At 42.8% G+C, this 21,408-nt stretch carries 18 protein-coding genes; 17 read left to right on the forward strand and 1 reads right to left on the reverse strand.

What is annotated here, in order from left to right; genetic code table 11:
• Window positions 1–12 precede the first annotated feature (12 nt).
• From gspF to ACTXGJ_RS02390, 17 genes are all read left to right on the forward strand, one after another.
• Window positions 13–1,215, forward strand: coding sequence for a type II secretion system inner membrane protein GspF (gspF, locus tag ACTXGJ_RS02310; protein ID WP_443564965.1), 1,203 nt, complete (start codon window positions 13–15; stop codon window positions 1,213–1,215).
• A 354-nt stretch (window positions 1,216–1,569) separates the two neighbouring features.
• Window positions 1,570–2,019, forward strand: coding sequence for a type II secretion system major pseudopilin GspG (gene gspG / locus ACTXGJ_RS02315; RefSeq protein WP_443565082.1), 450 nt, complete (start codon window positions 1,570–1,572; stop codon window positions 2,017–2,019).
• A gap of 151 nt (window positions 2,020–2,170) precedes the next feature.
• On the forward strand, window positions 2,171–2,692 hold the full coding sequence (locus tag ACTXGJ_RS02320) for a protein-disulfide reductase DsbD N-terminal domain-containing protein (RefSeq protein WP_443564966.1): 522 nt from the start codon (window positions 2,171–2,173) through the stop codon (window positions 2,690–2,692).
• A gap of 55 nt (window positions 2,693–2,747) precedes the next feature.
• Window positions 2,748–4,958, forward strand: a complete 2,211-nt coding sequence (dsbD, locus tag ACTXGJ_RS02325) for a protein-disulfide reductase DsbD (RefSeq protein WP_443564967.1) — start codon at window positions 2,748–2,750, stop codon at window positions 4,956–4,958.
• Between the two features lie 490 nt (window positions 4,959–5,448).
• Window positions 5,449–6,873: a phospholipase A gene (locus ACTXGJ_RS02330; RefSeq protein ID WP_443564968.1), complete on the forward strand. Its 1,425-nt coding sequence runs from the start codon at window positions 5,449–5,451 to the stop codon at window positions 6,871–6,873.
• A gap of 22 nt (window positions 6,874–6,895) precedes the next feature.
• Complete coding sequence (locus ACTXGJ_RS02335; RefSeq protein WP_443564969.1) at window positions 6,896–7,744, forward strand: ComF family protein; 849 nt, start codon at window positions 6,896–6,898, stop codon at window positions 7,742–7,744.
• A gap of 303 nt (window positions 7,745–8,047) precedes the next feature.
• The gene (locus ACTXGJ_RS02340) at window positions 8,048–8,551 is read left to right on the forward strand and encodes a pilus assembly FimT family protein (protein WP_443564970.1); all 504 of its coding nucleotides are present in this window, start codon (window positions 8,048–8,050) and stop codon (window positions 8,549–8,551) included.
• The gene (pilV, locus tag ACTXGJ_RS02345; protein ID WP_443564971.1) at window positions 8,551–9,141 is read left to right on the forward strand and encodes a type IV pilus modification protein PilV; all 591 of its coding nucleotides are present in this window, start codon (window positions 8,551–8,553) and stop codon (window positions 9,139–9,141) included. Before ACTXGJ_RS02340 ends, pilV begins: the two co-directional genes overlap by 1 nt.
• A 4-nt stretch (window positions 9,142–9,145) precedes the next feature.
• Window positions 9,146–10,228 (forward strand): PilW family protein, encoded by a 1,083-nt coding sequence (locus ACTXGJ_RS02350; protein ID WP_443564972.1) that lies wholly within the window; start codon window positions 9,146–9,148, stop codon window positions 10,226–10,228.
• Complete coding sequence (locus ACTXGJ_RS02355) at window positions 10,228–11,034, forward strand: hypothetical protein (protein ID WP_443564973.1); 807 nt, start codon at window positions 10,228–10,230, stop codon at window positions 11,032–11,034. The genes ACTXGJ_RS02350 and ACTXGJ_RS02355 overlap by 1 nt, the downstream gene beginning before the upstream one ends.
• A gap of 105 nt (window positions 11,035–11,139) precedes the next feature.
• Complete coding sequence (locus ACTXGJ_RS02360; RefSeq protein ID WP_443564974.1) at window positions 11,140–15,225, forward strand: pilus assembly protein; 4,086 nt, start codon at window positions 11,140–11,142, stop codon at window positions 15,223–15,225.
• Window positions 15,226–15,234: 9 nt separating this feature from the next.
• Window positions 15,235–15,750 (forward strand): prepilin-type N-terminal cleavage/methylation domain-containing protein, encoded by a 516-nt coding sequence (locus ACTXGJ_RS02365; RefSeq protein ID WP_443564975.1) that lies wholly within the window; start codon window positions 15,235–15,237, stop codon window positions 15,748–15,750.
• A complete protein-coding gene (locus ACTXGJ_RS02370) occupies window positions 15,744–16,196 on the forward strand; it encodes a type IV pilin protein (RefSeq protein WP_443564976.1) in 453 nt (150 codons plus the stop codon). Before ACTXGJ_RS02365 ends, ACTXGJ_RS02370 begins: the two co-directional genes overlap by 7 nt.
• A gap of 345 nt (window positions 16,197–16,541) precedes the next feature.
• On the forward strand, window positions 16,542–16,898 hold the full coding sequence (locus ACTXGJ_RS02375; protein ID WP_443564977.1) for a prepilin-type N-terminal cleavage/methylation domain-containing protein: 357 nt from the start codon (window positions 16,542–16,544) through the stop codon (window positions 16,896–16,898).
• A gap of 75 nt (window positions 16,899–16,973) precedes the next feature.
• Window positions 16,974–18,803 carry an O-antigen ligase family protein gene (locus ACTXGJ_RS02380; protein ID WP_443564978.1) on the forward strand — a complete coding sequence of 610 codons (1,830 nt, stop codon included), beginning with the start codon at window positions 16,974–16,976 and terminating at the stop codon, window positions 18,801–18,803.
• Between the two features lie 136 nt (window positions 18,804–18,939).
• Window positions 18,940–19,299 carry a prepilin-type N-terminal cleavage/methylation domain-containing protein gene (locus tag ACTXGJ_RS02385; protein WP_443564979.1) on the forward strand — a complete coding sequence of 120 codons (360 nt, stop codon included), beginning with the start codon at window positions 18,940–18,942 and terminating at the stop codon, window positions 19,297–19,299.
• Window positions 19,300–19,401: 102 nt separating this feature from the next.
• The gene (locus ACTXGJ_RS02390; RefSeq protein WP_443564980.1) at window positions 19,402–20,904 is read left to right on the forward strand and encodes a fused MFS/spermidine synthase; all 1,503 of its coding nucleotides are present in this window, start codon (window positions 19,402–19,404) and stop codon (window positions 20,902–20,904) included.
• Window positions 20,905–21,002: 98 nt separating this feature from the next.
• On the opposite strand, the gene fdxA is transcribed toward ACTXGJ_RS02390, so the two are convergent.
• Complete coding sequence (fdxA, locus tag ACTXGJ_RS02395; protein WP_443564981.1) at window positions 21,003–21,326, reverse strand: ferredoxin FdxA; 324 nt, start codon at window positions 21,324–21,326, stop codon at window positions 21,003–21,005.
• Window positions 21,327–21,408 lie beyond the last annotated feature (82 nt).

Consider the following 21,408-nt stretch of genomic DNA (forward strand, 5'->3'; position numbering starts at 1 on the left):
ATCCTTGCTGTTATGACCGCTTATCATTACAAAGCTTTTGATGACCAAGGAGCGATGCAAAAAGGCCTATTAGAAGGCGATTCTGCGCGGCAGATACGCCAGCAGCTACGTGATAAGCACTGGACACCTGTAGAAGTCAGCGCCGTCAATGACAGACAGAATAAACATAAAAACCGCTATAAAAAACCTTCTGCTTATGAGCTAGCGCTATTAACGCGTCAGCTATCGGTGCTACTAGCGGCCGGTATTCCACTAGAAGAAACGCTAGCGGCCGTCGCCAAACAATCGCCTAAAACCCATATCAAATCCTTAATGCTAGCGGTACGCTCGCATGTATTAGAAGGCTTAAGCTTGGCGCGAGCTTTGCAGCAAGCGGCCAGCTTTCCGCCCCTTTATATCGCCACCATTGCCGCCGGCGAGAAATCCGGTCACTTAGATCTCATCCTCAATCAGCTTGCCGACTACACCGAAAACCGCTTTGCTCTACAAAAGAAGATTCAAGGCGCTATGGTTTATCCCATTATACTGATGGTTATGGCGGCAGCGGTCATCATGGGGCTAATGAGCTTTGTAGTACCCAAAATTGTCAAAGTCTTTGAACAGTCCGAGCAAGCGCTGCCTTGGATTACGCAAGTAGTGCTGACGCTATCGAATGTTATTACTGATTGGTGGTGGCTGATGCTGCTTATGTTAGCGGCGGCCGGGTTTGTCTTGTACCGCTTCGCGCAAACGCAGGCAGGTAAGCTGGCTATCGATAGTGTGGTACTAAAACTACCGATATTGGCGAGACTATCCAAGGGTCTGAACGCCGCTCGCTTCGCTAGTACGCTTGCGATATTGGTGCGCTCCGGAGTGCCCTTGATCGAGGCTTTGCACATAGGAGCGGCGGTGGCGACTAACCTACATATTCAGCAAACCATTATTACCGCAGCCGACCGAGTCACTGAAGGCGCGAGTCTCTCGAGTCAGCTCGAGCGCTCCTCTTATTTTCCACCGATGATGGTACAAATGATCAAGAGCGGGGAGAACTCAGGCGAGCTTGAAAATATGCTCAGCCGCGCCGCCAACATGCAAGAGGCGGAAGCCACTAACTTTATCAGTACTTTATTATCGCTACTTGAGCCGCTGATGCTAGTATTTATGGGGGTTATAGTGATGATCATCGTCATGGCGGTGATGCTACCTATCGTCAATATGAATGACTTGGCAGGATAAACCAGCGCTAGCTTTCTTAAGTTTTGCGCACTGTTGTATATTGTTGACTGACGCCTGTTTACGGTTATGCCAGAGCGCACATTAGGCTATAGTAGCGGTTGTTCCTGATGCCGTTGGTAGGGTAGGTCTAAAAAAGCGCAATACTGAGCTTTAAATAAGAAGCACTAGAAATACAAAGCACTAGAAATACAAAGCACTGAGCATCGCCAGTTCGCTGACGATAGTGGAAAAATAGCAACTCATAGTCTATAGTGATTATTATTAAATTTTTACAGCCTTTTATTACTCACTTTTATTATTAACCCGGTACGGATGCAAGCGATGACTATGATGGACCAAGCGCAAACGATTAGCATGAAAGTACAGCACCAGCGCCACCTGACAAAAACAAGCTCACAAGCAGGCTTTACTTTGATTGAGATTATGGTGGTCATTGTTATTTTGGCGATTTTGGCTGGTTTAGTTGTACCTAGAGTGGTGGGGCAAAGTGACAAAGCAAGAGTCAAAACCACAGAGACGGCGCTCGCTACGGTATCGAACGCGCTAGATATGTATAAAGTGGACAACTCGCGCTATCCCACTTCAGGCCAAGGACTAGATGCGCTGACGACGCCGCCAAGCGATGCCAAAAACTATCCAGAAGGCGGGTACATCAAGGGCGGTTATCCAACAGATGGCTGGGATAATGAGCTACAGTATGCCTCACCCGGTAGCGAAGGGCGTCAGTATGATTTGTTCTCCTTAGGAGCGGACAATCAGCCGGGCGGTGAAGGATTGGACGCGGATATCTACGCGCAAATATAGTTATGTATGGCTCATAGCGCTGCTTAGACTTTTGCCACATCGTCTTTTGTCATCTAGATTTTTGCTGTATAAGCACTCAATATCAATCAATAAGTCGTTATTGGTTGATATTTTTTATTGAATAGCGCCATTGCAAAACAAGGTAATTTTTATGTCAATAATGCGAACTTCTAAAATAACCACTGGCCTAAGCGCGATAGCTACGGCGTCAGTGCTATCAGTGGCTGCTATGAGCACCCAAGCGGCGGGCTTAAATGAGCTGTTTGGTAATAACAGCGCGAGCAAAGCGAAGTTTTTGTCAGTGGATGAGGCCTTTGATGTCTTGACTGACACTAAGGCTAGCGCCAAAGGCACGCGTCTATCGATCACATTTGACATCACACCGGGTCATTATGTCTATAAAGACCAGCTAAAGGTGCGCTTTCCCAAAGGCATCAGCGCGACGCCTTTTACCTACAGTCAAAAGCCGGTGACTATCGATGATCCTACTTTTGGTAAAGTGCCCGTATTTAAACAAAGAACGGTGGTTGCTACCACCACTTTAGCAACCAAAAACGGTAAAGGCGCCAAAAATGCCCCGATCCTTATCGATTGGCAAGGCTGCGCTACCGCAGGACTATGCTACCCACCAGAAAAAGTAAAAACCAAAATCAATATTCCGGCGACTCGTTAATAGCCCTTATCAGTAACATGTTAGTGCAGTAACAGTAATAAAAAGGTAGTCCTTTATGTCTATAAAGACGTCAATAAATCATCCGACGCCAACGAAAAAAGCCCGCTCAAGAGCCGCTTATTTACTGGCGTTAGGACTATCTAGCAGCTCGTTGCTAACGGGTATGGCAGCGACAGGACTGATGGCTGTCTCTAGCACTGCTCAAGCGGCTTCCCTTAGCGATTTATTTGGCAATAGCTCTGAAACTCCTCCTAAGTTCTTGCCCGTCGACGAGGCTTTTCAGGTCACTAGCAGCACAAAAGCTTTAGCTAACGGTACGCGGCTAGCGATTAATTTTGAGATTACCCCTGAGCATTATGTCTATAAAGATCAGCTCAAACTGAAGCTGCCTGCTGGAGTAACCGCAAGCCCCTTTAGTTTTAACCAAAAGCCGGTCTCCATTGACGATCCGACTTATGGGCAAGTGCCAGTGTTTGATCAGGCCAATATGATCGCTAGCACCACGCTGACAAGCACCAACGGCAAAAGCTTGAGCTCTAGTGAGGTGACGATTGGCTGGCAAGGCTGCGCCAAAGCCGGTCTGTGCTATCCTCCTGAAAAAATCAAAACCACCGTGTCTATTAAAAGTGGTAATGGTAGCGAGAATAGTGTTAATAGTAAGGCTGATACGGCTACAACAGTCGCCGCTGACAATACTGCTAGTAGCGATAACTCAGCAGCTGCCCAATCAGCCTCGACGTCTGCAGCAACCACTGACCAAGCTATCGACTATGATGACTTAGACAGCGATGCTATCGATTATGATACTTTAGATAGCGACAGTTTAGAGAGTGGCATGACCGCTACTAGCTCGATCTCTGGCGGCGATAGCAGTGTCAACGGCGAAGAGAGTGCCAGCCTTACCGATGAAAGCACGATATCGAGTACCCAGACTACAAGTAACCAGAATGATAGTGGTGGCGTGGTCAACGGTCTAGATAATAGTGATCCGTTTGGTCTTGCAACGCATCCTTGGCTGGCTTTATTACTATTATTTATAGCAGGGTTAGGGCTAGCACTCACGCCTTGCGTCTTACCGATGCTGCCGATAGTCGCCAATATTGTCGCGCGTCAAGAGAACCCAACGGTCAAAAAGGGCGTTATCTTAACCACTAGCTATGCGCTAGGGGTAGCTATCGCTTACGGTATATTAGGGGCGGTGATTGCAGTATTCGGTGAATCGCTCGGCATCATCGGCTGGCTACAAAACCCTATTATCTTGATTAGCTTTGCGATTGTGTTTGTACTACTGGCGCTGTACATGCTTGGTGTCTTTAGCATTCGTCTACCGCGCGCTATCAGTAGTAAGATGCAGGGCTTAAGCCAAGTCGGCGACAGTAAGCTTGGCAGTACTGGCGGTAGCTTAGTGGCTGGGTTTTTATCGGCGTTAGTGGTTTCGCCTTGTGTGTCTGCGCCATTGTTTGGTGCGCTACTGGCGGTCTCGACCATTGGCAGTCCGCTATTGGGTTTTGCTGCTTTATTTATGCTCGGGTTTGGTTTGTCTGCGCCGCTGATCTTGATTGGTGCGACGCAAGGCAAGATTATGCCCAAAGCGGGCGCGTGGATGAACTGGGTCAAGCAAGGCTTTGCGCTGTTATTATTCGCCGTGGCACTGTTACTGATCGAGCGGGTGTTTATCTCACCGGTGATGTTACTGGTTTGGGCGCTATGGTTTATGGTGGTAGCGACTTGGGCGTGGAGCTGGGTCGGTAGGGCGCGTATGCTGACGCAAGCGCTAGGTCTAGTCGTTGGAGTTTGGGCGATGATGCTCATCATCGGCGCGGCTTTAGGTAATGATGACAGCTTACATCCGCTAGCGTCATTGACTGCAGCACCGATGATGATGTCATCAACAGGTCAGAATAATAGCCAGACCGCAGGAGCTAATAAAGCAACAGATGAGCACATCACTACACTCGCAGAGCTCGATGCGATTACGGCGAAAACCCCTAAAGTCATCGTCGATCTCACTGCCGACTGGTGTATTGAGTGCCGAATCATGGACAAAAACTTATTCACCAACCGTCCCGCGCAGATGCAGGACTGGCAGCTTGTCCGTTTAGATATCACTGAGACTACGGCAGACTCAAAGGCTATCTTAGCGCGCTATCAGCTATTTGGACCGCCTTCGCTGCTATATTATATCGACGGAGAGCTAGTCAATAAGCAAGTCGGTGAGATCGGTCGCCAAGAGTTTGAGCAGACTTTAACGGCTTTGAATAATTGACATTAATTTTAATAAGTTATTCATTAGCGCGATATTCAGCTTTGTAGGTTGGCTATCGCGTTTTTTTTTGACTGGAAATGAGTAGCGTTGTTAAGTCTTTTTTCATTTAACCTTGTCAATATTAAGTAGGGATAATGCTAGTATAATGCGCATAATTTTATTACAATAACGCAACAATATTTGATAGCCGATGCTGCCGCGTTACTTCACTTAGATAAGGCAGTAGCAGCTTTTAAAAGTATTCAATGATTTGTCTCTTATATAGCTGACTATCACCGCTATAGTCGATTCAATTTAAAAAGCATGAGGTGTTACTGAGATAAATCTTGCGCAGCGCCGAAAATGAAGCGTACGCTAGAAGGGTTTATACCAGTAGCACGCCAAAACTCTCGACCCTTTTTATTTTGAACTGAGTATAGTCTCGAATTATTTGTGCTATTGATAGCAGATAATATGCCGGCATCTCTGCCCATTATGACCAAGGACTACTATGTTTGCTCAGGTTATCACCCGATATCAGGCTCAGCGTCACCCGACTTTGAACGTTGCACTAAAGACGCCTCTGAACGTGGCTATAGGCGTCGCTTTAAGTTGCACCGCTCTGCAAGCACAAGCCGCTATAGAAGCGCCTATCTACAACGAGATACCAGTAGCCGGTGCCAATGTAGAGTACGTAAGCGAGGACTCGTCGCAAGGTATGAATGAGCCGATGACAAATCCTGATGGCTCTATTAATCGTAGCAAAATGCCTAGCGATGCTTTTATCGCTCAGCAAGCTCAGCTGTTTCTTGAATGTACGGAAGTACAGACTAGCGCGGCGCGTTTGGCCTGTTTCGATAAAGTAGCAGAGCAAGGCAAAACACCTAGTTATACTATGAGTAAGCAGCCGGTAGATCTCGCTAAAACCTTTAGAACCACTATCTCGGGTAAGCCGCAAGTGATCCTTGCGCAAGATGATTTAGACGATACTAACGACACTCTAGACGCAGAACAAGCGCAGACTACCGGAAGCCTAGATACCGTAGGACTGACACAAAGAGAAGCGAAAGTGTTAGAAGAGGTGGGCGTCACCCAAGAGCAAATAGAGAAATACTCGCCGCTAAGCTTGGCATATGATCTAGACCAAAATAGCGAGCGTGGCACTTGGACGGTCAGACCGTATCGACCGACTTATGTACTGCCGCTGTTTTATACTTTTGATCCCAATCTCAACCCAACCCCTAGTAACCCAGATGAGCCGGGCCGAGACTACGACTCTAATGACATCCGTAATACTGAGCTTAAATTTCAATTATCGCTAAAAACCAAAGTTGGTGAAGATTTATTTGATACCAGCGCTGACTTATGGTTTGGCTACACGCAAGAGTCACATTGGCAGGTCTATAACGAAGACAACTCTAGACCGTTTCGAGCGACGGACTATCAGCCAGAGATATTTTTGACCCAGCCGGTTACCGCTGACCTGCCTTTTGGCGGACGTCTACGTATGCTAGGCGCGGGCGCCATTCATCACTCCAATGGTCAGTCAGATCCTATTTCCCGCTCATGGAATCGCGCCTATCTGATGGCCGGGGCCGAATGGGGCAAGTTCTCTGTGGTACCGCGACTTTGGGTTCGGGTGAATAATGAAGATGACAGTAGCGAGGATAATTCGGATATAGAGGATTTTATGGGTTATGGTGATATCAAGTTCTTGTATGATCTACCCGATCAACAGAGCCTCAGTGGTACACTGCGCTACAACCCGAGCACTAATAAAGGCGCAGCCCAAATCGACTATATCTATCCTTTATCCAAAAACGTCAATGGCTATGTGCAGCTGTTCCAAGGGTACGGCGAATCCATCATCGATTACAATCACGAAAACACCTCTATCGGCTTCGGTATTGTATTAAATGATTGGAAAGGATTTTAGACTATAGGTCAGACTAATGGTTATGCACCGCCCGATGCCTTATCAGTTGGGGTTGTGGCTAGCAGAGTATGTCAATATACGCTGCCAGCTCTGTGGCTGCTACCGTAAAGCGCCCTATAATGACCCTACAAATTCTAATCATGCAGACCCATCAGCCAAACGCTCTTCTAGTCAGTCTGCAACTACTAATAAAAGCCTGCTTTGTAGTCGCTGTCAGCGCAGTATCGCTTGGCTACCGGCGCCTTTTTATGTTGATATTGCAGCATCCGTCACTTTGCCGATTCAAGCCGCTAGCTACTACGATTATCCGCTTCGCCAAGCCATTCGTGCTTTCAAACATAGTGAGGATATGAGCCGCCTACCTTTACTCGTACATATGCTGCGGCAACTGCCCAGGCCGAAAGGCTGTCATGCGGGTAATAGCGTCATTTTGCCGATGCCCACTACCGATAATCGACTGCTCAAACGTGGCTTCGACCCAGTCACTATCCTCTCTATTTACCTCTCCAAGCACTGGCAAATCCCCTTATGGCATGGGGTAGAGCGTCAGGATGATACGGTCAGTCAGCAAGGTCTGAGCCGTAGCGAGCGCCTAACCAATCTAAAGGATGCCTTTGTATTGATAGAAACGCCGCCGGTTAGACGTTTACTTCTATTCGATGATGTCGCAACCACAGGTGCAAGCTTGCAGGCGTTAGCGCGCGCTATCATTCCAACTCAACCTTATCCAACCTCTCCAGAAGCCACTGGAATGACTAATAAGGATGTAAGTCATAGCTCTAATAGCGACAGCCAGCCTGCTGATGTCAAGACAACTAAATACCATATTTCAGCTTACGCCCTCGCCCATGGTAGTCAAAATCAGAAATAGTACCTTCCATCTTCTAAAAGCTACCGTTTATTTATGGTATAACTAGAGTCTTTACGTCTTTAGTGTTATTTTTGTATATAATAAAGGCTAATTGTTTTTGTATTATATAAACTTGTAAAGTTATTGAACTATAGGTCATGACTACTAATAGTCTATACATCACTCTGAGTTCTCAGACTCAGAGAGATGGAACAAATATTGCATATTTAGAATATATAACTGCGTACATAAGTGAGTTAAGATTACAGTAGTAAGCGGATGAATCTTAGCTAACTACAGACTTTAAGAATTTAGGATTTGAATGTGAACGCCGCTATACCTAACTCGTCATATAAGCATCAAGCGCCTCATGCTGCAGGGTTTACCCTGATTGAGCTAATGGTGACTATTGCGGTATTGGCTATCATTGTGAGTATTGCCGCGCCTAGTTTTAATACTCAATTAGCTAACCAACGCGTTAATACTACGACTTCATCTATTGAAAGTGCTCTTAAAGAAGCAAAGGCTGAAAGTATTATTCTTCGTACTAACATAAGAGTCGTCTATGACAATACTGATAATACTATGACCTTGAGAGACGCTAGTAATAATACTGTGTCAACTTTTACTCTCGATGATCGTAGTCAGGTTACGATGAATGTAGTACCTGCAGGTTCAGATGTCATATTTCAGCCAAATAAAGTTATCTCTAATGGCGTAGAAGTGACTTATGGTGTTTGCGATAGTGCTTCTACTGCAGAAACTAGAAGAGAGGTACGAGTTACCAAAATTGCAAATATTAGCACGATAACTAATGGGAGTTGCTAATGAGCATCAAAAACACACAGACTGGGATAGGGTTAGTTGAGGTGATGGTTGCTCTATTGCTTCTGACAGTAGCTGTATTAGGATACAGTGCTTTGCAAGGACAAGCTATAAAGGCAACAAACGAATCCTTTGAGCGTACCCAGTCTTTGGTAGTGATGCGAAATATTGCTGAAAAAATTCATGCAAACCCTGACGCTATATCAATTTATGAAAACCAAATAAACTTAGCAACCAACAGTGTGCCTAGCAAAAAATGCGGACTAGACGGTCAAGCCGTAACAACGGCATCATTCTGTACTCCAGATGAGCTAGCTAGAGCTGAAAGCTTCTATGTCAAAACCGATTTGGCAAACTATGACTTTGAAGTACAAATGCATCCTTGTCCTAATACGGGTGGATCTGGCACGAATGCTGTAAACAATATTATGTTTTCTTATTGTTTGATATCAGCATGGGGACGCACGACTCCAACTATAGGGACAAACGCTCAGGTTGATTGCCTTACTAATCGAGTGAGTGCTAATAACGTTGTAACTGAGGCAGGTGGAAGATATCATCCTAGATCCACATGCTTGATGATGGAGATATAGCGTTATGATGCTCCCGAATCATAGGTCGAAAAAGACATACGAAGCTGATAGTGTTATTTATGCTAAATCCATGCAAGGGTTTACTTTAATAGAGCTAATGATTGCCTTAATATTAGGACTTTTAATTTCAGCAGCTGCTCTACAAATTTTTTATACAAGCTCAGTCAATAGTCGTCGTCAACAGGCAAGCTCGCAGATTCAAGATAATGCCATATTTGGTTTATCTCAAGTAAAGCGTCATCTTAGACGCGCTAACTTTGGTGCACGTTCAACAGCTACTAATGATAAGTATTTTTTAAACCACCAAACCCCTCAAGGTGGTGTGGTGCTAACTGCACCGAATGGTAGCAGTGGAAATTGGTTAGAAAATAACTTATCTGGTTTAGTACTAGATGGTAGCGCTGTTCCAGTCAACTTACTAAGTCGTAATGCGTCATCTAATAGCGTTAGTAACATTGCTGGCACAGCAAATAGCGATCAACTTACAATTCAATATCAAGTAGGCCAAGCTGGATTATTTGATTGCGAGGGAGACTCTATACCCGATAAATTTTATGTAATTGAACGTTATTTTGTACGTTTAGATACAACTACCACACCAAATGTTCCTGCATTAGCCTGTGCCTCCGCAATATATGACTACAATGAGGCTTTAGCTAGTAGTGCAACAGGTATAGACATCGCTAGTTATGAACATCCTGTAGATGGCAACAAAAATAATAATTTAGCTGGTTCAGGTACAATTATCATACCCAACGTTGATTATTTTAGAGTCAAGTTAGGACTAGCAGATAGTAGAGATTTTGCTACTTTCCCTGATAGAGCTAATAGCGCATATATATCAATTCCTAATGCGTCGAATTTGGCTACAGCGATAGGTGCAAACCGTATAGTCAAATTACAGATCGGTATACTTGCTCGCTCAAACGCTCCTACAATTACTGAGCAAGATAATAGTGACTTGCGCTTCACAGTATTGGACAAATCAAACGTAGCTTTGAATACGGTGACTGCAGACGATCAAAAGTTTTTAAGAAATGTTTATGAAGGCACGGTACTGTTACGAAACGCAAGAGGAGGATTGTGATGAAGCAACCAAATATTAGAGAAAGAGCACCGTCTATAGGGTTGCACACACAGTCTGGTGCTGTACTTATTGTCGTCTTGTTAGTGCTGGTGATGATTATAAGCCTAGGGGTTATCGCAGTCAGACAAAGTACGACCGATTTGAAAGTCGCTACAGCAGATCAAGTTGGTAAATTGCTGTTTCAATCTAACGATGCAGCTTTTATGAAGGTAGAAAAAGAAGATCGTATTTTAAGTAGTCAAGTGAGTAGTACTGACACCCTTAACGAATATATGTCTCAGGCAGGTATGGAAGGCTCAGAAGTTAGCTTTTGTGTGAGACCACGTGGTGACAAATTATTCAGTGTTCTTGAAATCAGCAAGCGAAATCAAAGAGGTGGCCTTGAGTCTAGCAATGGTTACTGCGATCCAAACAATAGCGATAGCTACGTAAGCGAGGGTCGTCTAATGACTCAAATGACTTTTGTTAGACCCATCGATCCAGACACGCAACTTGCTTGGATACAAGAAGTAGAAGGCACATCATCTAATGATCTTGAAAAGCCGAATGCTAGTGGTAAAGGCACTATTGAGTGCACTCAAGTGGTCGGGTACGCAACCTCAGTCGTACCAGCGTTATCAAAAGCTCCATTAGGTAATGCTAGTAGCACGGGAACTAACACGCTCTCAGGATGTCTCAAACAGCCTCGTATAGGAACCAATACAGTAGATACGTGCCTTGAAGCATTAGATATACCTTTTCAGACACAAGTACAAACCTATTCCAACCAGTCTGTCGGACCCAATTGTATCTCTAGCACCACTTAAAATACTCGCTAGAGAGTAAGAAAATATTAAACGTTACGGACATCAGAGCGGATGTGACTTTTCTAACATAGCCGTATGTATATAGAAGTAATAGGAGTAGATAGCATGAAAGTCCTAAAAGATAGAAAAGAGCATGTTACATTCGCTGTCACGAAAGGATGGCATTTAAAAGTATTGTCAACAATGGTGTTTGGCTGTATGGCTAGTAGTATGTCTAACAGCTCGGATCTTGAGATATATCAAGGCGCGACCTACGGTAATGCTTCTATTATGATGATGCTAGATAACTCAGGAAGTATGGGAAATGGAAGTATCAGTGATGATTATTCAAATGTCTCATCAAGAGATAGTGTCTACTATACAGATTTGAATCAAAACATTTATAATGATGAAGGTGTTAATACTAATCAAAGCATTGATTATAGAGTTTATTATGCTTATAAGAATAACACTCGGTATTACGACCGTATGTCTCGCTTAAAAATGGCTTTAATACCATTGTTCGCTAATCCAAAAAGTGAAAGCGCTTTCGGTGATCAAGTTGATTTATCAAAGTATAAAATTGGCATGGGTAGTTTCTTCTACCGCTCTGCAAGTAAAGGTGGAGGTAAGATCGAATCGCCAATAGTAGATCTCACCTTAGTGAATCGAAAAAAAATTCTAGATAATATAGTTGGGTTAAAACCAGAAACGAATACTCCAATAGCAAATGCTTATGCTGAAGCGGGAGCTTATATGCTAGGTAACCGATCTTATGCGGTAAGCTTAGAAACTGAAAATTTTAACAATTTAGTAGGCTATTCTACTAGAGAGTGGAATAGATATTACGGAAGATACGAGTATAGTTTATATCAGTGTACTAATAACTATAATTACAAATCTAACATAGGAAGTTTCGAGTATTATGGTTGTAGTGATTACAGAAAAATTCAAAATAATGATCGAGTTTTACGTTTAGAGTTACTAGGTGGCTACAATAATACCTATGATAGCAATGGAAGAACCTATTATTTCAAAGCTTTGACTAAAGTAACAGAAGATAATAAATGGGATGGTTTTGATCTTTCAGCAGATAATACTAAGCAACTACCAAGAAAACTAAATTACCAATCACCTGTCATTAATGATTCAACGCAGTGCGATGGTTACGGTGTATACTTTTTAACAGATGGAGAACCTAATAACTCTTTTGATGAGCAAGTTACTCGTGATCTAATGGATAATAGCCTTACAGGAGGTTCGATCGATATGGGCAGCTCCTGTAATTCGGGATTGACTTCTATCAATACTGGATTTGGGACAGTCACTAATAATAAACCTGCATGGGAATGTATAGGTGAGTATTCAAAAGCTTTATACAATGATAATAATGCTAAAGGTGTCCCTATTGCTACAGCAACAGTAGGCTTCGGTAGTGTATATAAGCAGTTAGCAGCACAAGGCAAAGTACCTCGCACTATTACTAGATCAAATGGTGTGTCTGAAATTATACAAGTCTATCAGTGTGATCATCCAAATGTTACTAGTGTAGATGCACAGAACCTGTGTAAACTTGGCGAAAAAGGCGAAGGCTTTGGAGAAGGCGGGTTCTATTATACTCAAGACTCAGAAGATATTGCTAAAAGCGTTCGAAAGTTTATTGAAGATGTTAGCACCTCTGAGATTGATCCTATATCGAGCGGTACGATGTCCATTCCACTTGATAGCTTAGGTGGACTCAGATCGCGTCAACGTGCTTATCTACCAATACTAGAACCTATTCCAGGATCAAACAATCTTTGGAATGGTAATCTCAAAAAGTATAAAGTTAGTAATGCGACACTAGTAGGCGCTGATGGTAATTTTGTATTTGAAGATAATGAAGGTAACTTTGCTGAAAATACTCATGACTTATGGAACACCATAACTGATACTAGTCGCCCTGATACTCTAAGGCCAGATATGGGATTGCCACAGGTGGGCGGTACATATCAAAAGATATTCGAAAACGCGGGTACGGCTGTTGGTACTCGCAATTTATTCGTCGATAACGGTAACAACTTAACTAACCTAAAAGTTGTGTCAGATAAGCCTGTCAATTTTACTAGTCTGACAGGCTATACCAATCCGCAAAAAGTAGCCTTACTTAAGTTTATGGGCTTTAGTGAGCCTAGCGATGCAGTTATAGCAGATACAACGAGATTAACGTCGACAAAGGATCCTGCACTTAAGAACGTGGGCGGGGTTTTGCATTCTATACCTCAGCTTATTACTAAGAGTATAGAAGTCGATACCTCAGGTAGATTCAATCCTAGTACGCGTAAAGACTATATCATCTATGGCTCTATGGATGGTGCACTGCACATGGTAGATGACAATACAGGAAAAGAGACCTTTACATTTGTGCCAAAACAGATATTAGAGCTACAGCCTGATGCTTTAGCCGGTCAAGGCTCAGCCAAAGATGGTAGCTATCCTTATGGTGTGGATGCGCCTTGGTTGACTTATGTATCTTATAACTCAAACTCTACTACAGCTAATAATGTTACAACCAATACGTATGAAGCAGATCAAAGCTTGGCGTTGGGTGGTCTACGTATGGGCGGTTCGACTTACTATGCGTTAGATGTTACTGATATAACAGCGCCAAAGATGGTGTATAGCATAGGCTCAAACTATGCTAATAAATTACAGAATAATGCAATAGATATTGCTGGTACTGTAAATGGCGTGACTAATGCTACTGCAACCGCAGAACAAAAAGCATTTGCAAAGATGGGTCAGACATGGGGTAAGCCTGCGCTAGGTTATGTGATGAGTGGTGGTAAAAGAGTCATGGTTAGCTTTTTACCAGGCGGCTACGATACCTGCTATGAGGATGCCAAATTTAAGTTAAATACCTCTTATCCTAATAATACACGCTGTAGTAACAAAGCTGATGCACAAGGCAACTCAGTGTATATGGTACAAATGGGCTCTGTGCAGTCTGCGACTAACAAAAAAGACAAAATAAATATCAATGATAATAACGGTAAGCTACTCTGGTGGGCAAGTAATAGCGGCTCAAGTGCTAATAGTACTTCGCGTTCATCAGGTTTACAGTACTCAAAATCATCAGAGCTTAAGCATAGTGTTGTGACACAAGTACGCGCTATGGACCGCAACTATGATGGTCTTACCGATCATATCTATTTTGCTGATTTGGGCGGTCAGGTATGGCGTGCAGATATCAATAACACAGCGGATACCAGTAATTTCAAGGTTGATCGTGTCATAAGAGTGCTAGACGTCAGTGATCAAGCGAGCGGTACTGATGCACCGCCGCGTATTTATGAACGTCCACTAGTAACCTTCTATAATGGTGAATATGCCTATGACGATGTAGCTAGCAATATAGAGCGTAACTACACTGGGGTACAAGTCATGGTCACCGTAGGTACAGGTGATCGTAGTAATCCTGTCAATGCGAGCAGAAAAACGCCTAATGCCTTATACAGTATTATAGATAAGGATATCTCTCGTAGTGATCTATTTCATTATGAGACTACTACGGCCCCAGCTATGAGTCTGCGCACCCCTTTAATTAAGGTCAATGGAAATGATCGCAATGGCAAGCTACAGAAGTTAACTTTTACGAGTGCCGACTTGGGTAACTCTGGCATTGAGACGCGTATGAAAAACAACGATATACAAGGCTGGTATATGCCTCTTACGCATTGGGCTGCTGACACACCGACAGATGCACCAGTAGACTCTAAGACCAATGGTGTCTACAAGCTAAAAATGTTTAATGAGCCAGATGCGCTAGATGGCATACTGATATCGTCCTCATACAATCCTGACAAAGGTCAAGATATCAAAGAATGTAGTGCAGGTATCATCGGTGCTACTCAGCGAGAGAGAACCTGTCTGCCTTACGGTGCGTGTGGTGAGCTGACGCCGCGAGTCAATATAACTTCTGGCTTAGGTATCGTCGATAGCATAGTAGGGCAATATAACAATACACCCATTTTTACTTTAATCAAAAATAGATGTGAAGGGGCTGAGTGTATACCTAAGGTCATCTGCCCAGACGGTAACTGTGATACGAACTATGTAGATGACGATGGTAATGATTTCGCTTTAAATACTTGTACTGGACCAGATTGCGATGCCAATAGCGGAGTCAACACTGATAAGCGCTTAAATCCGTTACAGTGGATGGAATACTAAGGGCTAACCATGACTCATACGCGTAAGCTTAAAACTTTACTAACGTTTAAAGCAGATAGTCAATCAGGTTTTACGCTGATAGAGTTGATGATTATAGTTGTCATCATTGCAATTCTGGCTTCTATCGCTATACCTAGCTACCGCGCGTATCAAGTGCGTAACGCTGAGTCTGACGCTCAGCGAAAAATGTTGGCGCTGAGTGTGGAGCTTGAACAATGGCGTGCCAAAGCGCTCACTTATAGAGGGTTTGAGCCTAGAACTGATACTATAAACAATGCAGGGATGATCAATCTACCAGCAGCCAATCCGCGCTACACTATTCGATTAGGGACGATAAACGGTGGTACTTTTAGTACTTTACAAGGGGCGGGTCAGCTCGCCAATAATTGGGTCATGCTTGCCACCCCAGTCAATATAACAGGAGCAGATAGCTTCTTATTTAATAGTCGCGGTCTACGCTGTGGTAATAACACGGCGATAGTGATAACGGCTGCTAATTGCGGAGCAGGAGCTAACACATGGTAAAACCGACACAAAGAGGCTTTACGCTTATTGAGCTGATGATAGTAGTCGCGATACTAGGAATATTGGCAACTATCGCTTATCCGAGCTATATCGGCTATATCGAAAGAGGTATTCGAGCAGATATGATGAGCGAGATGCAACAGATAGCTTCACGTATTGAGTCGAGTAAGACCACATATAGGCGTTATAATCGTATTCCTTTAAGTGAGATATTCAGTAATACGGTCAACGGAGCAGGTACGACCTATCCTAACGAGGGTACAGCGCTATATACTGTGACTGTAGCGCCAGTTAATGGTAATAACTTAGGTGGTGGAAACTGGACATTGACCGCGACACCAATAGCAGGTACTAGAATGGCTACTGATGGGACGATGACTCTCAATCCTTGGGGTGTAAAATGCCGAAACGCCATTTGTGGTACTGAAGAGGAATGGTCTAGATAGACTAAAAATGTCAGTTCACGATGTTTATTGACAAAAAACGTCAATCAAAGTTACGCTCTGTTATGTTAAGTGACTGAACTGACGATAATTAGTAGGTTGACAGTAACATTATGTTAACGATACACTAACAAGTGGTCGAAATACTGTTATAAACGGTAAAAAATAGGGTGAAACCTATTATGTTTAATAAAGTCAGTGAGTTTTAAGATTTGGCATGCTATATGCAGTTAAAGATTTGGCATGCTATATGCAGTTAATAGTATAAGGCGTCATAGCCAATCTTAATTGAATTAAAGATAAGTCGTATCATAACCGACTGTCTCTATACCACCCTAAGGAGTTCTTATGAACACACAAAAAGGTTTTACCTTAATCGAACTAATGATCGTTGTTGCTATTATTGGTATTCTAGCGGCAATTGCTATTCCGGCTTATCAGAACTATACGCAACGTGCTGGTGAGCGTGCCTGCTTGGCTGAAGCCAAATCATGGATTAATACTGTTGTTGTTGATGTACAAGATCCTGGGACATCTAGTGTAGTTGCCCAAGCTAGCTATAACGAGCGTAATAGTGCATGTGTTGACTTAGATGATGGTAATATAGATATTACAACTACTAGTGTAGTATTCACACCTACAACTGGTACCAAAGAGACTACTTGTAACGTTGCTGGTGGCGGCACATGTGCAGTTGAAGATTAATTTTTTGCTATAATATATTTTAAGAAGCCGACTTTGTCGGCTTTTTTTATATAACTCTATTACAGGTTTTAAGTCATGCAGTCGGATACGCTATCTATTAATCAAGGGCAACCCGAACTTATAGTCAAATTATTGATTACTTTATTACTAATTTTGCCTTTTTTATTACCTTGGTATTATCCTCCATATATAAATTTCTATATGGACATAACAGTAGGGATGTTGAGTGCGCTATTCGCTGTTTATTTACTGTTCAATACTAATAATCTAAAGTCATCTATTGTAACTATTTGCCTTTTGGCATTTGCGCTATATTTACCCCTACAGAACTTAATATTACAGTCTCCTTATCTAGGAAGCTCTTTTTATACTTCTGGTTTTTTTATCTTACTAGCGTTATTGCTTACCGCAATCCTTAGTGTCCCGAAATCTTATTTCAAACTGATTACTTTTAGTGTTTTATGGGGCATTGTCATACTGGCTATTATTCAGCTGGTTTTGTATGTAATTCAATTGTGGATTATAGATCCGGTGTTAAAAGACAAGCTAGGTTGGATATTGTTTTCGGGTAACGGCGGTCAAGTTGGTCAACGCAATAATTTTAGTCACATTATTATGTGGGGGTTTATCGCAAGTATCACTCTGGAGCGTATGGGTAAGCTATCTTCCATAAAAATGTGGCTGCTGATCTTATGCTATTCCCTCGTTATGGCACATGCAGGCTCTCGCACTGTTGTATTGTATATTGTAGGACTATCCGCTATGGCGGGTTATCAGCTACTCATAACGCAAGAAAAAAACACTAAAACATTTTCTCGTAATATACTTATCGCACTTGCTGTCGCATTATTTACTCAGTTTATTTTCCCGTTCATATCTTCAGATGTTAGTAGTGGTACAGACAGACTTCTAGGAGATAGTGAGTACTTATCACGTTGGCTTGAGTGGCAAAAAGCATGGCTAGCATTTTTAGATGCGCCATTATTAGGTCAGGGATGGGGTACGTATGGTTTTCAATCATTTTGGTATCACGACCAAGTGGCTACTATGGGAGTGTCTCGAGCTAATAACTATTTTTCTCACTGTCATAATCTACTATTACAGCTATTGGCAGAAGTAGGGTTGCTGGGTACCTTACTAGTTACGTTGCCATTATTATATATATTATTAAAAGCATTTTTTAAATATACATCAGATGTGATGACATTTGGTCTGGTGATGATATGTACGATTAGCTTACTCCATAGCATGGTAGAGCTGCCTTTGTGGCATAGCAATTTTCTTATCGTATTCTGTCTTGTATTGTCTTTGATCGTTAGACAAGTTTCTCTTGATAATCAAGAGCTTACTGAATCAGATAAGAAGAAAGGTAACTTAAAAAGATTAGGGATATTTTATGCTACTTTAGTTATGTTACTTCTAGTAATCATATTGGTTGACCATGAAAGACAGGTTAACAAAACTTTTGCATTAGGAGGTGATATACATCATGCACAAAGTATAGCTATAGGCGAACAAGGTAGGTATATTCCTTTTTATTATAAGTATGCTGATAAGCTAGATACCTCTAAAGTAAATCCTGATACCGAAAGTAAGGAAGAGATGCTGCTGTCTGATCAATTAATTACTAATAACATGCAAGTATTTCCATACTATACACACACGGCGGCTCATATTATTTATTTGCAGAGGATGGGTAAGGCTGACGAAGCTCGATTATGGCTAGATAAAACGGCTCTCTATTATCCTCGTGTATTACCTGGTTTGATACGTTTGACACAAAAGTATCCAGATGAGCTAGGATATCTACAGCAACATACAATAGGGTTATGTGATAAAGCAGTTGCTTCTGCAATGTATGGTCTACAGTCTGAACACTGCCTAATACCAGTCATTAATAACTAATAATATTCTATACTCAGTAAAGGTCTTAGTTCATCAGATAACAATTATTAAAGAAGGATTAGTGAATATTAAAATGTAGACAAACTGGCACGCTTTCTGCTGTATAAAGAAATCATTAAAAATATTCTCATAAACTATGTTAAATAAGCAGTTAAAAACAGGCTTTACCTTAATAGAAATGATGGTGATAGTTGTGATTATTAGTATAGTAGCTGCAATTGCTATACCTATTTACCGCCAACATATTCAAAAGGCTCAGCAAGACTCCTGCCTTGCTGAGGCGAAAGCGTATAGTAATGATGTATTCTATGTACTTAATAATCAGAACAACGGTAAACCTTCGCGCCCAGTAATAAGTGCATGCGAATCTATTACTAATGCCAAGGAATGGACTACCTTGACACAGCAGAAGATTGAAGCTATTGCAAAATCGCCATCCAATGCTCGTATCGAATGTGATGTTCCAAATGGCTCGCCTTGTCGCGTATTACCTTAATTAATCAAACGCATCCTACCAAACCAAATCAACACTTCCCAAACACGCCAACATCCCAATAGTGTAAACTCACTCTACCAACTAAAAGTGACGAGTTTGTTTATGCAAAAAAAGGTGTTAGGTGTTTGTCTCGCGATCGCCCTGCTTGAGGGTTTTGCCGGTTTGGGGATTGAGATTTATGCCATTCGTATCTCCGCCACTTATATCGGCGCGTCCATCTCAATCACTGGCGTTATCCTCGCCATGGTACTCATCGCCATTGCCGTGGGTTACTGGTATGGCGGTCGTCTCTCGCAAGATATTAAGACGCCAAGACAGGCGTTACTAAAGGCCGGTTATGTGCTGTCACTATCGGCTATCTCTCACGCTATCGCTTGTATTATCCAATTACCACTATTAGCGTTTATGACCGCCAGTATCGATAGCCCCATTATCGCTGCTATCGGGGTGGGTTTATTATTTGGGGTAGGGCTTGCCTTTGGCTCGACCGCTATTCCACTGATTACCCAGTTCTTATCGCTGAAGTATAAGAATGAGGATGATAATAACGGCGTGGATGCCGGTAAAAACGCTGGGATGATGGTAGCCATTACCACTGTGGGTAGCGTACTGGGCTCGACTTTGACGCCGATTTTATTGTTGCCTTATATTGGCTTGATGAGTAGCTTAGCTTTATTTATCGCCGCTTTAGCGATTAGCGCTTATTTATGTACGCGCTTAGCGATACAAGTTGAGAGCACTGAGCCGCTCAGCCTATCGACACATCGCATGAATTATAGCCTTGCAGTAGCGGCGGTTGCGGTGACTTTTATTTTTATATTCTTGAATAAAGTCGATACCGGCCATCAAACGGCGACGGGTACTTGGTTTATTAAGCAGACCGTCATCGATGATCAATTAGCCGTCACTATCACCGATAAGCCCGGTCAAACAACGAGTAGCTGCTGGCTATATCTATCAAAAAAGAACTGCCACTGGTACGGTAAAATCACTGTGGAGACGATTGAACAAGTTGAGCCAAAGAGTTTAGTATTCCTCGGCGGGGCAGGGATGGGCACACCTAGCGAAGTAGCGCATCATAATCCTAATATGGTGTTGACGGTCATCGATATTGATAAAGGTCTGCCGGATATCGTTGAGACGCACTTTCTAAAAGCGCCAATAGCGGAGAATATTGAGTTTATCGGCGATGATGCGCGTGGGTTTTTAACGCGTAACGCGCAGGCGCGTTATGACTTTATGCTGATAGATGCTTTTCAAGGGCGGCATGTAGCGAGCAACTTATATACCCTAGAGGCGCTTGAGCAGTTTCAGAATAACAGCAGGTATATCATGGCAAATATGATCGGCAAGGCCAATATAGAGCACGGCTATAGCCAGACGCTATTTAACAACTGGTACGAGGTTTTTGGCGATGACGCTTATATCCTCACCAAGACGATACCGAATAAGCGTAATCGCGATGAGATACAGAACATTATGCTTTGTAATTTTGAATGTCCGGGCAGCGTCAAGCTTGCGCAAGTGGCATTTTTCAACCCATCACAACCCGTACACACCGATGATATACCAAGATTGGATCGCTATTATTATCAGGCGATGTAGCTGCCACCTTACGCTATAAAAAAAAGGCCGTAGCAAAAGCCACAGCCAAATATACATCGAGATGCTTTATTTATAAGCAATCGCTATTAATAACTCAGCTACTTCTCCAAATACTGAATCTTACCTTCGACGCCGTCCCACTTTTCAGCATCTTCCATTGCCGGCTTCATCTCAGTGATATTCGGCCACTTCTGGGCTAGCTCCGCGTTTAGCTCAATGAATATCTCTTGTCCTTTGGGCACTTCATCTTCTGAGAAGATGGCATTGGCCGGACATTCAGGCTCACAAAGGGCGCAGTCGATGCACTCGTCTGGGTCAATGACTAAGAAGTTGGGTCCTTCATAGAAGCAATCTACCGGGCAGACTTCCACGCAGTCCGTGTGCTTACAAAGGATGCAGTTATCTGCAACGATAAAGGTCATAGAGGGCTACCTGTTATTGGTTGGACTTTTAAATGCTAAATAGCGAAAATAACGCATATTTTAGCGCTTTTATACACATTTA

Source organism: Psychrobacter sp. 1Y11, assembly GCF_052259045.1.
Lineage (GTDB): Bacteria > Pseudomonadota > Gammaproteobacteria > Pseudomonadales > Moraxellaceae > Psychrobacter.

Bases quoted from the DNA above. Each gene is read 5' to 3' on its own strand.
- ACTXGJ_RS02370 (WP_443564976.1), top strand. From the start codon at position 15,744: ATGGTAAAACCGACACAAAGAGGCTTTACGCTTATTGAGCTGATGATA.
- ACTXGJ_RS02390 (WP_443564980.1), top strand. From the start codon at position 19,402: ATGCAAAAAAAGGTGTTAGGTGTTTGTCTCGCGATCGCCCTGCTTGAG.
- ACTXGJ_RS02355 (WP_443564973.1), top strand. From the start codon at position 10,228: ATGAAGCAACCAAATATTAGAGAAAGAGCACCGTCTATAGGGTTGCAC.
- gspG (WP_443565082.1), top strand. From the start codon at position 1,570: ATGAAAGTACAGCACCAGCGCCACCTGACAAAAACAAGCTCACAAGCA.
- fdxA (WP_443564981.1), bottom strand. From the start codon at position 21,326: ATGACCTTTATCGTTGCAGATAACTGCATCCTTTGTAAGCACACGGAC.
- ACTXGJ_RS02385 (WP_443564979.1), top strand. From the start codon at position 18,940: ATGTTAAATAAGCAGTTAAAAACAGGCTTTACCTTAATAGAAATGATG.
- ACTXGJ_RS02330 (WP_443564968.1), top strand. From the start codon at position 5,449: ATGTTTGCTCAGGTTATCACCCGATATCAGGCTCAGCGTCACCCGACT.
- ACTXGJ_RS02365 (WP_443564975.1), top strand. From the start codon at position 15,235: ATGACTCATACGCGTAAGCTTAAAACTTTACTAACGTTTAAAGCAGAT.
- ACTXGJ_RS02335 (WP_443564969.1), top strand. From the start codon at position 6,896: ATGCACCGCCCGATGCCTTATCAGTTGGGGTTGTGGCTAGCAGAGTAT.
- ACTXGJ_RS02375 (WP_443564977.1), top strand. From the start codon at position 16,542: ATGAACACACAAAAAGGTTTTACCTTAATCGAACTAATGATCGTTGTT.
- ACTXGJ_RS02350 (WP_443564972.1), top strand. From the start codon at position 9,146: ATGATGCTCCCGAATCATAGGTCGAAAAAGACATACGAAGCTGATAGT.
- dsbD (WP_443564967.1), top strand. From the start codon at position 2,748: ATGTCTATAAAGACGTCAATAAATCATCCGACGCCAACGAAAAAAGCC.
- ACTXGJ_RS02320 (WP_443564966.1), top strand. From the start codon at position 2,171: ATGTCAATAATGCGAACTTCTAAAATAACCACTGGCCTAAGCGCGATA.
- pilV (WP_443564971.1), top strand. From the start codon at position 8,551: ATGAGCATCAAAAACACACAGACTGGGATAGGGTTAGTTGAGGTGATG.
- ACTXGJ_RS02380 (WP_443564978.1), top strand. From the start codon at position 16,974: ATGCAGTCGGATACGCTATCTATTAATCAAGGGCAACCCGAACTTATA.
- ACTXGJ_RS02360 (WP_443564974.1), top strand. From the start codon at position 11,140: ATGAAAGTCCTAAAAGATAGAAAAGAGCATGTTACATTCGCTGTCACG.
- gspF (WP_443564965.1), top strand. From the start codon at position 13: ATGACCGCTTATCATTACAAAGCTTTTGATGACCAAGGAGCGATGCAA.